At 74.3% G+C, this 11,192-nt stretch carries 8 protein-coding genes; 3 read left to right on the forward strand and 5 right to left on the reverse strand.

The window, feature by feature from the left end:
- Window positions 1-54: 54 nt before the first annotated feature.
- Window positions 55-348, reverse strand: a complete 294-nt coding sequence (locus tag ACIQOW_RS10795; RefSeq protein WP_401082487.1) for a WhiB family transcriptional regulator — start codon at window positions 346-348, stop codon at window positions 55-57.
- Between the two features lie 165 nt (window positions 349-513).
- Between ACIQOW_RS10795 and ACIQOW_RS10800 the strand changes: the two genes are divergently transcribed.
- The 3 genes from ACIQOW_RS10800 to ACIQOW_RS10810 all read left to right on the forward strand — a co-directional run bounded on the left by ACIQOW_RS10800 (window position 514) and on the right by ACIQOW_RS10810 (window position 7,334).
- Window positions 514-684 (forward strand): hydrophobic protein, encoded by a 171-nt coding sequence (locus ACIQOW_RS10800; RefSeq protein WP_401082490.1) that lies wholly within the window; start codon window positions 514-516, stop codon window positions 682-684.
- Window positions 685-1,355: 671 nt separating this feature from the next.
- A complete protein-coding gene (locus ACIQOW_RS10805) occupies window positions 1,356-4,811 on the forward strand; it encodes a HAMP domain-containing protein (protein ID WP_401082491.1) in 3,456 nt (1,151 codons plus the stop codon).
- Between the two features lie 36 nt (window positions 4,812-4,847).
- The gene (locus ACIQOW_RS10810; RefSeq protein WP_401082493.1) at window positions 4,848-7,334 is read left to right on the forward strand and encodes a SpoIIE family protein phosphatase; all 2,487 of its coding nucleotides are present in this window, start codon (window positions 4,848-4,850) and stop codon (window positions 7,332-7,334) included.
- Window positions 7,335-7,400: 66 nt separating this feature from the next.
- Here the strand turns inward: ACIQOW_RS10810 and ACIQOW_RS10815 are convergent, their stop codons facing one another.
- The 4 genes from ACIQOW_RS10815 to ACIQOW_RS10830 form a co-directional block, all read right to left on the reverse strand.
- Window positions 7,401-8,900 (reverse strand): bifunctional phosphatase PAP2/diacylglycerol kinase family protein, encoded by a 1,500-nt coding sequence (locus ACIQOW_RS10815; protein ID WP_401082495.1) that lies wholly within the window; start codon window positions 8,898-8,900, stop codon window positions 7,401-7,403.
- 222 nt (window positions 8,901-9,122) lie between these two features.
- Entirely contained in the window at window positions 9,123-9,995 is an 873-nt protein-coding gene (locus tag ACIQOW_RS10820; protein WP_401082497.1) for an SGNH/GDSL hydrolase family protein, read from the reverse strand.
- A gap of 331 nt (window positions 9,996-10,326) precedes the next feature.
- The gene (locus ACIQOW_RS10825) at window positions 10,327-10,863 is read right to left on the reverse strand and encodes a GNAT family N-acetyltransferase (protein ID WP_401082500.1); all 537 of its coding nucleotides are present in this window, start codon (window positions 10,861-10,863) and stop codon (window positions 10,327-10,329) included.
- Window positions 10,864-10,959: 96 nt separating this feature from the next.
- Complete coding sequence (locus tag ACIQOW_RS10830) at window positions 10,960-11,163, reverse strand: MbtH family NRPS accessory protein (RefSeq protein WP_363384014.1); 204 nt, start codon at window positions 11,161-11,163, stop codon at window positions 10,960-10,962.
- Window positions 11,164-11,192 lie beyond the last annotated feature (29 nt).

Consider the following 11,192-nt stretch of genomic DNA (forward strand, 5'->3'; position numbering starts at 1 on the left):
CGGCGCGGCCCCCGGTCCGGAGGCCGCGCCCGGCCGGGGCCCGTGCCGTTCCGGTCAGGCGGCGGACGGAACGGGGTCGCTGGTGAACAGGGCGCGCCGCTCGTCCTCGGTCAGACCGCCGCGGACGCCGTACGGCTCCCGGGTGGCGAGCGCGTGGCGGCGGCACTCCACCCGGACCTCGCAGCCGGCGCAGACCGCCTTGGCCTCCTCCTCCCGCTCCCTGGCGGCGGCGCCCGCCTCCTCCGCGGAGCGGTCGAAGAGGCCGCTGTCGGCGCTGCCACAGGCTCCGGCCGCCTCCCGGCTCCAGGGCTGGTCCGGTACGACGGGCGGGCGGGAGAGGTCGGACACGGCGGTTCCTTCCGATCGGGGTACGCGGGTGTCCCGCTCGTCTAACCCCGTCGCGCCCGTTCATGCCTCTTTCCCCCGGGCCGGCTGGTGGCGAAGGAGCGGGGCATGCCTTCGCCGTCCGGGGGCAGGAGGGCGGTCACACCGCCTATCCGAGGAGGTCCAACCATGATCCCGCTCCTGCTGGTCCTGCTGCTCGCCCTGATCCTGTTCGGCGCCGGCTTCGCCCTGAAGGTGCTCTGGTGGGCAGCCGTCATCGTGCTCGTCGTGTGGCTGCTCGGCTTCATCGCCCGGGGCACGACCACAGCCGGCGGACGGGGCCGCTGGTACCGCTGGTAGCCGCTCGCCGGACGGGGCGCCCGTGGTCGCGGGCGCCCCGTCGGCATGGACCACCGGGTCCGGCGGCGGCCCCGGGCCGCACGGCGTCGGCGACCGGCTCCGCCACCAGCAGCACGACGGCCGGGTGGACATCGGGCACGTACCAGTCCCCCACCACCTCGGCGGTGAAGCCCCTGGCCCGGGCGGCCGGCCTCGGCACTGCGGCCGGCGTCAGCCGTCTGCGCCGGCCGCCGACGGGCAGGGCCGGGCAGGGCCGCCGCGGCTCACCGTCCAGGGTCCCCCGGCCCGTCGTCATGTGAGGCCGCCCCTTCGGATCGACGGCGGTGTCGCGTGCTGCCCGGTTTCCCCCGCGCACGCGGGACCATGACCGTCCGCCGGCTCCCGCGGTGCCCGCCGGGGATCTCCCGGCTCAGCGGGTCAGGGCCTCCTCGGCGGACTCCGCCGTGAAGGTTCCATGGAGAACGTTCGTACACCTCGGGTGCGCCACCGAACCGCCCACCCCGCCGTGACCTCCGGCCGTTTCGGGCCGGTCAAGGCCTGCGATAGCCTCCGAACGGGTACACACCACACTTGACACCTCGAACCACGGCTGGGTCCATCCGGTCCGCTCCGCGGTGCCCACGCCCGGAGGCGGCCCGTCGGCCCGGCGTTCTACGGAGGCGACGTTTTCGATGGCCGGCCCGACCCTGTCCGACGACCCGCGGGACCGCCCTCAGGACGGGCCGGCCATCGCGCTGGTGAACGAGCCCGAGCTGCGGCAGCTGCTGGCGGGGCTGACGGCCGTGCGGGACGGCGACTTCAGCACCGAACTGCCCGGCGACGCGGACGGGCTGCTCGGTGAGATCGCCACCGTGTTCAACGGGATGGTCGACCAGCTGTCGCACTTCACCTCGGAGGTGACCCGGGTGGCCCGCGAGGTCGGCACCGAGGGACGCCTCGGCGGCCAGGCGCAGGTGCCGGGGGTGTCGGGCACCTGGGCGGACCTCACCGACTCGGTCAACGCCATGGCCGGGAACCTCACCTGGCAGGTGCGCAACATCGCCCAGGTGACCACGGCGGTGGCGCGCGGGGACCTCACCCAGAAGATCGAGGTCGACGCGCGCGGCGAGATCCTGGAGCTCAAGGACACCGTCAACACGATGGTCGACCAGCTGTCCTCGTTCGCCGGGGAGGTGACCCGGGTGGCCCGCGAGGTCGGCACCGAGGGACGGCTCGGCGGCCAGGCCAGGGTCGAGGGCGTCTCGGGAACGTGGCGCGACCTGACCGACTCGGTGAACTCCATGGCCGGCAACCTGACCGGCCAGGTCCGCGCCATCGCCCAGGTCGCCACGGCGGTGGCCGAGGGCGACCTCACCCAGAAGATCACCGTCTCCGCCCGGGGCGAGATCCTGGAGCTGAAGACCACCATCAACACGATGGTCGACCAGCTGTCCTCGTTCGCCGACGAGGTGACCCGGGTGGCCCGCGAGGTCGGCACCGAGGGGCGCCTCGGCGGCCAGGCCAGGGTCGAGGGCGTCTCCGGCACCTGGAAACGACTCACCGCGAACGTCAACGAGCTGGCCGGCAACCTCACCCGGCAGGTCCGCGCCATCGCCGAGGTCACCGGTGCCGTCACCGCAGGGGACCTGACCCGCTCGATCACCGTGGACGCCTCCGGCGAGGTCGCCGACCTCAAGGACAACATCAACGCCATGGTGGAGTCCCTGCGCGAGACCACCCGCGCCAACGAGGAACAGGACTGGCTCAAGACCAACCTCGCCCGCTTCTCCGCGCTGATGCAGGGCAGGCGCGACCTCGCGGTCGTCGCCGAGTCCGTCATGGACGAACTCGCCCCGCTGGTCGGCGGGCAGTGCGGCGCCTTCTACCTCGCCGAGGACAGCCAGGACGGCACCGTACTGCGGCTGGTCGGCTCCTACGCGTTCCCCGACGGCGAGCGCCCGACCCGCTTCCGGCTCGGCGAGTCCTTCGTCGGCCAGGCCGCGCGCAGCCGGCGGATCATCGCCGTCGACGCCCTTCCGCCGGACTACCTGGCCGCGTCCTCCGGCCTCGGCCGCACCGAGTCGCTGTCGCTGATCGTGCTGCCGATCGTGGTCGAGGAGCAGGTGCTGGGCGTCATGGAGCTGGCCTCGGTCCGGCCGTTCACCCAGGTCCACCGGGACTTCCTGGGCCGGCTCATGGAGACCATCGGCGTCAACGTCAACACCATCATCGCCAGCGCCCGCACCGACGAACTCCTCGGCGAGTCCCAGCGGCTCACCACCGAACTCCGGGCCAGGTCCGCGGAGCTACAGGCACGCCAGGAGGAACTCCAGGCCTCCAACGCCGAGTTGGAGGAGAAGGCGGAACTCCTCGCCGCCCAGAAGGGCGACATCGAGACCAAGAACCTGGAGATCGAACAGGCCCGCCAGGAGCTGGAGGAGCGCGCCCACCAGCTGTCGCTCGCCTCGAAGTACAAGTCCGAGTTCCTGGCCAACATGAGCCACGAGCTGCGCACCCCGCTCAACAGCCTGCTCATCCTCGCCCAGCTGCTCGCCCAGAACCCCACCAGGAACCTGACCGCCAAGCAGGTCGAGTACGCCGGCATCATCCACTCCGCCGGATCCGACCTGCTCCAGCTCATCAACGACATCCTCGACCTCTCCAAGGTCGAGGCCGGGAAGATGGACCTCAACATCGAGGCCGTGCCGCTGCAGGCGCTGCTCGACTACGTCGAGGCCACCTTCCGCCCCATGACCAGCCAGAAGAACCTCGCCTTCGCGGTCCGGACGGCCGACCGGGTCCCGACCGAACTCCCCACCGACGACTACCGGTTGCGCCAGGTGCTGCGCAACCTGCTGTCCAACGCCGTCAAGTTCACCGAGCAGGGCCGGGTCGGTCTGCACATCGCGCCCGCCGACGAGACGGAGATCCCCGAGGGCGTCCGCCGCGACGGCCCCGTGCTCGCCTTCCGGGTCACCGACACCGGCATCGGCATCGCCCCCCAGCACCTGGAGACCGTCTTCGGCGCCTTCCAGCAGGCCGACGGCACCACCAGCCGCAAGTACGGCGGCACCGGGCTCGGCCTGTCGATCAGCCGGGAGATCGCCTTCCTGCTCGGTGGCGCGATCACCGTGGAGAGCACCCCGGGCCGGGGAAGCAGCTTCACCCTCTTCCTCCCCGCCGAACGCCCCGACCTCTCCGCGAACGGCACCGGCACGACGCCCGGGGCGCTCGAAGGCCGTGCGCCGGAGCCCTCGGCGGACACCGGGCACGGTCCGGACCACCCCGCCGCCCCCGGCCGCCCGCGGCGCCTGCTCGTGGTGGAGGGCCGCCCCAACGGTCTGCTCTCCCTGGTCGCCGAGAACGCCGTCGACGACCTCGCCCGCTACTCGGACGGGCAGCGGAGGGTCGAGATCGTCACCGCGGTCGGCGCCCAGGAGGCCGCCACCGCCCTGGCCACCGCGCCGTGCCACTGCGTCGTCCTGGAACTGGGCCTGCCCGACGGGACGGCCGTGACCCTCCTGGAGGAGATGGAGGGCGATCCCGCCCTGTCCACCGTCCCGGTGCTGGCCCACGACAACCGGGGCGTCACCGCGGAGCAGGAACACGCGGCGAGCCGCGAGGGCTCGCGGCCCCTGGAACTCATCTCCAGCCTCGACGAGCTGCGCGAACGCATCGCGCTGCACATGAGCGCCGACCGGCCGGGGAACGTCGTGCAGCTGGTGCGCGACACCGGCCGCAGGCCCGCCTGGAGCCCCGGGGCCGACCCGGTGCTCTCCGGGCGCACCGCGCTGGTGGTCGACGACGACGACCGCAACCTGTACGCGATCACCAGCATCCTGGAACTGCACGGCATGAACGTCCTCCAGGCCGAGAACGGGCGCGCCGCGCTCGAAGCGCTCGCCGTCCACCCGGGGATCGACGTGATCCTGATGGACGTGATGATGCCGGAGATGGACGGCTACTCCGCCACCGCGGCGATCCGCGCCATGCCCGAGCACGAGGGGCTGCCGATCATCGCGGTGACCGCCAAGGCCATGGTCGGCGACCGGGAGAAGAGCCTGGCGTCGGGAGCCAGCGACTACATCACCAAGCCGGTCGACTCCGACGAGGTGATCAGCCGGATCAGGCACAACCTCGCCCGCTGACCGCCTCCCGCGATCCAGACCCCAGGAGCCACGACCGTGCAGCAGCCACCGGACCGGTCCGCCACCGGCCGCCCCCCGTCGGCCGGACCGGCCGCCGGCCCCGCGCGGGTCGGACCGCAACGGAGCGCCACCGCCCCGGGGGCGCCGAGCGCGGCGGGGGCGCCCGGCGTCCGGGAGGCCGAGCGCGAGGCGACGGCGGTCGGCCGGCTCGCCGGCACGGTCGAGCGGCTGCGGCTGGAGCTGGACCACGCCCAGGCCCACTCGGCAGGTCGGGCCGTGGTCGAGATGGCCGTCGGCGTGCTCGTGGAACGCCTGCGGTGCGGCCCCACCGAGGCGGGCAGGCAGCTGGAGACCCTCGCCGAGCAGGCCGGGGTGTCGGTCCTGGCGCTCGCCGCCGACCTGGTCAACCAGTCCGCGTCGGACGAGATCTCCGCACTCGCCCGCGGCTTCGTCGCCGGTGCGTCGGTCCCGCCCGCGGAGCCGGTGGCCGTCCGGCTCCGGAGCACCGAGGCGGACGCCCTCGCGGGCGGTGACGCCCCGGCGGCCGCCCGCTCGATGCTGGAGCACGCGCTCCGGCCGCTCGGCGTGGCCGCCGTCGCCGTCTGGGCGGCCCACCCCGACCTCTCGCTGTCGCTGGCGGGCAGTGCCGGCTTCCACGAGGAGGAGGCCCGCCGCTGGCGTCACGTCCCACCGGGCGTGCCGACCCCGGCCCGCCGGGCCCTCGACGAGCGCTCGGCCATCGGCTACCCGACGCTCGCCGAGGCCTCGCTGCCGTCGATCGGCCAGCACGAGATCCGCGGCGGCCGGCTGGCCGTCCCGGCCGGCACCGGCGGCCGGCTCATCGGTGTCCTGGAGATCTGCTGGCACGACGCGCTGCCCGAGCAGTCCCAGTCGCTCCAGCGGCAGTTCGAGGCGCTCGCGGAGCTGGCCGCCGCCACGCTGGACTCCCGGAGCGGCCAGGAGCTCTCCGCCCCCGGCCTCGCCGACCGGGAGTTCGGCGAACTGCGGCAGCTGGTCGACGGCCTCCTCGACCCGTGCCTGGTCCTGCGGCTGTCACCCGACGGCGACGGCCACCCGCCGCACTTCGTGATCCGGCACGTCAATCCGGCCTTCGTCGACTTCGCCGGCCGGCCGACCAGTGCCATCGCGGGCACCCGCCTGCTGGAGGCGTACCCGCTGGCGGCCGAACCCGGCGGCCTGGCCGAGAAGGTCGAGCACGTCCTCGCCACCGGGGAGCCCTTCCGCACCCACGACATGCGGCTCGCCGCCGTGGTCGACGGCGTGCGGCTGACCGCCGGGGCCCGGGTGAGCATCAGCCGGACCGGCACCCACCTGGCGGTCGTCTGGCGCCTCGACGACGGCACCCCGAGGGTCGCCCGGCTGCTCCAGCACGCCCAGCGGCTCGGCCGGATCGGCGGCTTCGAGGAGAACCTGCGGACCCGCCGGATCGCCTGGAACGAGACCCTGTACGAGTTGCACGGGCTGCCGCCCACCGCGCCGCCGATCGCCCTGGACCAGCTGGCCGAGCACGCCCACCCGGACGACCGGCACACCATCGGCCGGTTCCTGCGCACCCTGCTGCACCACCGGCGTCCGGCCTCCACCGCGTTCCGCCTCCAGCGCCCCGACGGCGTCACCCGGCACATCCGCGTCGTGGCGGAGCCCGTCCCCACGCCCGGCAGCGACCTGCGGCTCGTCCGCGGCGCCTACCAGGACATCTCCGCCCAGCACTGGACGGAGGTCGCCCTGGCCGCCACCCGTGACCAGCTGGCCCAGAGCGAGCAGCAGGCCGCGGAACGCAGCCGCCTCGCCCTCCAGCTCCAGCACGCCATCATGCCGCCCGCCCGCGGCCCGCTGGACCTGCACGACCTGCGGGTCGCCGTCCGCTACCGTCCGGCCGAGAAGGGCCACCTGGTCGGCGGGGACTGGTACGACGCGCTCACCCTGCCCACCGGGGACGTGCTGCTGTGCGTGGGCGACGTCGCCGGGCACGGCATCGAGGCCGCCACCGGCATGGTCGCCCTGCGCAACGCGCTGCGCGGCCTGGCCGCCACCGGTGCCGGGCCGGCCCAGCTGCTGAGCTGGCTCAACAGCGTCACCCACCACCTCACCGACAACGTCACCGCCACCGCGGTCTGCGGCCTCTACGAGCCCGGGACCCGCCGGCTCCGCTGGGCCCGGGCCGGCCATCCGCCGCCGGTCCTGCTGCGCGGCGGGCACGCGACGACCCTCCCGCAGCTGGGCGGCATCCTCCTCGGGGCGGTGGACCACGCGGACTACGCGGAGGGCGAGCTGGCCCTGGCGGCCGGGGACACCCTGGTGATGTACACCGACGGGCTGATCGAGCGTCGCGACGAGTCCCTCCAGGCGTCCCTGACCAGCCTGATGGCGCTCACCGAGCAGGCGCACAGCGGGTCGGCCGCGGGGGCCGACGGCCTGGAGGAGCACCTGGACCACCTGCTGCGGTACAGCAGCGCCGACACGGACGACGACACCTGCCTGGTCGGGGTGGCGGTCCGGTAGCCCGGGCCGCCACCGGCCTCCGGCCGGCCCGGCCGGCCCCGGGTCGGCCCGGCCGGCCCCGGTCGGTCAGGACGCGACCGACGGGCGGTACACGGTCAGCCCGGCCGGCTTCTTGGACAGCCGCAGCGCGCCGCGGGCGGGAACGCTCTCGCCGTCGACGGCGATCCGGTCGGCGTCGCCGAGGAAGTCCAGCTCCAGGGCGCTCAGCCGGGCCGTCCGGTAGACCCGGGAGCGGTGCAGGGTGCCGGACAGGAACGCGGCGGCCAGCCGGGCGCGGGCGAAGGGCCGCCCGCCGTCGACGACCCGGACGTCGAGTTCCCCGTCCGCCAGGGCGGCGCGGTGGGTGGGGGCGAATCCGGCCGGTTCGTACGCCCCGTTGCCGGCGAACAGCAGCCACAGCCGGTGCGGGCGGCCGCCGGCGTGGACGGTGACCGGTTCGGCGGTCGGCAGCAGCCTGGCGACGGCCACCGCGAGGGCCGGCCACTTGCCGAGGCGCTTCTCCAACCGCTCCCGCTCGTGGACGAGTTCGGGGTAGATGCCGAGACTGAAGGTGTTGACGAAGGTCCGGGTGCCGGTGCCGTCGGTGGCCAGTCCGAGGTCCACGCCGGCCGCGGTGCCGGCCTCGACGGCCCCGGCGGTGGCCTCGTGGGTGGTGGCGCCGAGGTCGAGCGCGAAGTGGTTGAGGGTGCCGCCGGGGAAGACCGCCAGCGGCAGGGCGCGCTCGACGGCCAGCGCCGCGGCCAGGTTGACGCTGCCGTCGCCGCCGCACACCCCGAGCGCGCCGCCGGCCCGGTCGGCCCGGTCGGCGGCCTCGGCCAGCAGCTTCGGCAGGTCGTCCTCGGGACCGCACACCCGGACGTCCGCCTCGGGCAGCAGTGCGCGCAGCTTCTCGGCCGTCTCCTCGGGACCGGGGGTGAGCGGGGAACCGTTGCCGGAGCCGGAGTTGACCACCACCGACAGGCCCAGTCCGCGCGGCAGGGCCGGGGCCGGGGAGGTGGCCGGGGCGGCCGGCGGCGGCACGTCGGAGGAGCGCGGCCACCAGCGCAGGGTCGTGGCGGCGGCGGCCGTCCCCAGCGCGGCGCCCGCCAGGACGTCGCCCGGGTAGTGCGCCCCGGTGTAGACGCGGGAGAACGCCACCGCCGCGGCGACCGGCGCGACGGCCGCTCCCAGCAACGGGGACTCGATCGCCACGCCGGTGGCGAAGGCTGCCGCGGAGGCTGCGTGGCCGGAGGGGAAGGAGGTGGTGAAGGGCCGGCGCAGCAGCCTGCGCACCGACGGCACGCCGTCCAGCGCCGGGCGGGGCCGGCGGGTGGCGTGCTTGGCGACGGTGTTGGCGGTGGTCGAGGCGATCGCTAGCGCGCCGAGCCCGCGCAGCGCGGCGCGCCGGCCGCGGCGTCCGCCGACCGCGCCGAGGACGGCGGCGGTGCCCATCCACAGCACGCCGTGGTCGGCGGCCCGGCTCAGCCCCCGCAGCCACGGGCGGGTGCCGTGCCAGGGCGCGGCGGCGACGCGGTCGAACAGGGCCCGGTCGATGGCGTCGAGTCGTGTGGTCCCCAGTCGTGTCATCCGACGAGCCTAACCGAGGCCCCGGAACGCGGTCGGGCGTCGCCGACGGCGTGTTCCAACGGGCCCCGGTGCGGGTCCGGCCGCGGGGCCGGCGTGCTGCGCTCGGCGTGGGGTGCCGTTCGGACGCCGTCGACGACGTCCGAACGGCACCCCGGTCACGGGTGGCGCGCGCCGGGCCGGGGCCTCACCCGCGCACCGGCCCGGCGCGCCTCACCGCGCGCCTCAGCTGACGCCGGCGGCCTGAAGCGCGGCCGAGACGACCGCGGCGGTGTTCCGCTGGCCGGCCGCGTTCGGGTGGAACGGCACGTAGGGGCCGGCCGGGATCAGCGGCTCGACCCACCGGACGGACGCGCTCTTGCAGGCGTCGTGCCCGAGGCTCGGGGTGTAGGTGTCGACGTACGTGGCGCCGTTGTTCTGCGCCACCCGCTTCAGGGTGTCGTTGAGGACCTTCTCGACGTTGTTCAGGTAGACGATGTCCTTGGTGGTGATGAGGATCTGCGGCTTGCAGCTGCCGCTCGTCGGCAGGATGCTCGGGTAGCCGACGACGAAGACCTTGGCCTGCGGCGAGAGCTGGTGGATCCGCTGGACGGACGCGGCGATGTTCGGCTCGCTCGCGGCGATGGCGTCGGTGAAGGTCGACTTGTACTTGTCCGCGCACGGGGAGCCGAGGTTCAGCCAGTCGGCCGCGCCGAGGATCTCGCAGCCCTGGACGGCGGTGCTGAAGGTGTTGTTGTCGTTGCCGCCGATGCCCAGGGTGACCACCGAGGTGGCCGGGGTCAGCGCGTTGAACTGCGGCGGGGAGTCCGCCGACTGGGCGTTCGACAGGTCGGAGGTCGCGGCGCCGGAGCAGCTGACGTCGACCAGCGGCAGCCCGAGGGTCTGGGCCACGACGTGCGGGTAGTTGTCGGTGCTCTGCGCACAGGACGACGGCGTGCCCGGCGAAGCCAGGGGCAGTGTGCCGACGGCGGTGTAGGAGTCACCCAGGGCGACGTAGCCGCCTGATCCCGCCGCCTGGGCCGGGGCGGCCGCGGCCAGCGCGGTGGTGAGGGCGAGGCAGGCCGCGGCGGCGAGGCCGGCGGTCTTGATGGAGGTCATCGAGGTCTCTTCCCGTTCGAGTGACGACAGGTCAGCAGGCGGGAGGGCACCGTGGAACGTGCGATGCCCACCGCCGGGTGGCTGTGCAGGTCCCACAGGGGCTCCGGCCGGACATCCGGACGTCCGGATGCGGCAGCTGCCGTCCGCTGCGCGGTCGCACCCGGCCGAACGGCGGGAGGACTCCACGGATGCGGACCAGGACCGGCCCCTCGCCGCTGATTGTGCCTCAGATTTCTTGATCTACACGGTAGTTGCGGGAAGCAGGGGGACCCCTAAACCTTCCGTCGGGGGCCCGCGGCACGGGTGGTCACACGCCGCGGGCCCGGCCCGGTCAGGCCGGATCGGCGGCGCCGGTCGCACCGGCGCCGGCGGTCGAGGCAGCGAACAGGCTGGACACCGAGCCGTCGTCCGCGACGACGTCGCGCAGGTGCCGGAAGCCCAGCCGCCGGGACAGCGCCAGGCTAGGGGTGTTCTCCGCGCCCACCAGGCCGTACACCTCCTTGAGCCCCAGTTCCTCCCCGGAGTAGCGGATCAGCCCGCGAACCACCTCGCTGCCCAGTCCCCGGCCCCAGAACTCCGGGGCCAGCGCCGTCACCAGTTCGTGGCCGTCGACGTTCCCGGCCCGCTTCACCTCGGCGTGGCCCGCGTACGTCCCGTCCGCCCACAGGCCCCAGACGTCGAAGAGGTTCCTGGGGTAGACGTCGGACAGGATCGCCCGGAACAGCGTGCGGATGTCCGGCTCGGGCACGAGGTCCTGGCCCATCCAGCGGCACACGTCCGCGTTGCGCAGCAGGGAGACGAAGGCGTCCTCGTCGTCGGTCCGGTAGGGGATGAACTCCAGGTGTTCGGTGCGCAGCGGAGGGGTCATGGTGCTCTCCTCGGTGTTGTGGTGGTTCGGTGGTGCAGCGGCCGGACGGGGCCGGACGGCGCGTGGCGCGACCGGCGGCCCCGTCCCGACGGCCGGTCAGGCTCCGGCGTTCTCCATGCGCTCGCGCAGGCTCTTCGGGCGCATGTCGGTCCACACCTCGTCGACGTAGGCGGTGCACTCGGCTTCGGTGCCCTCCGTGCCGACGGGCTGCCAGCCGGCCGGTACCTCCAGGTCGGCGGGCCAGAGGGAGTACTGCTCCTCGTCGTTGCGCAGCACCTGGTAGCGGGTGTTCTCGTCCATGTCGGTCTCCTTCGTCATCGTCGGTCGGT

Origin of the sequence: Kitasatospora sp. NPDC091335 (assembly GCF_044757205.1) — a bacterium.
Classification (GTDB): Bacteria; Actinomycetota; Actinomycetes; order Streptomycetales; family Streptomycetaceae; genus Kitasatospora.

Coding starts and splice junctions, on each gene's coding strand:
- ACIQOW_RS10800 (WP_401082490.1), top strand. CDS start 514: ATGATCCCGCTCCTGCTGGTCCTGCTGCTCGCCCTGATCCTGTTCGGC.
- ACIQOW_RS10820 (WP_401082497.1), bottom strand. CDS start 9,995: ATGACCTCCATCAAGACCGCCGGCCTCGCCGCCGCGGCCTGCCTCGCC.
- ACIQOW_RS10805 (WP_401082491.1), top strand. CDS start 1,356: ATGGCCGGCCCGACCCTGTCCGACGACCCGCGGGACCGCCCTCAGGAC.
- ACIQOW_RS10830 (WP_363384014.1), bottom strand. CDS start 11,163: ATGGACGAGAACACCCGCTACCAGGTGCTGCGCAACGACGAGGAGCAG.
- ACIQOW_RS10825 (WP_401082500.1), bottom strand. CDS start 10,863: ATGACCCCTCCGCTGCGCACCGAACACCTGGAGTTCATCCCCTACCGG.
- ACIQOW_RS10815 (WP_401082495.1), bottom strand. CDS start 8,900: ATGACACGACTGGGGACCACACGACTCGACGCCATCGACCGGGCCCTG.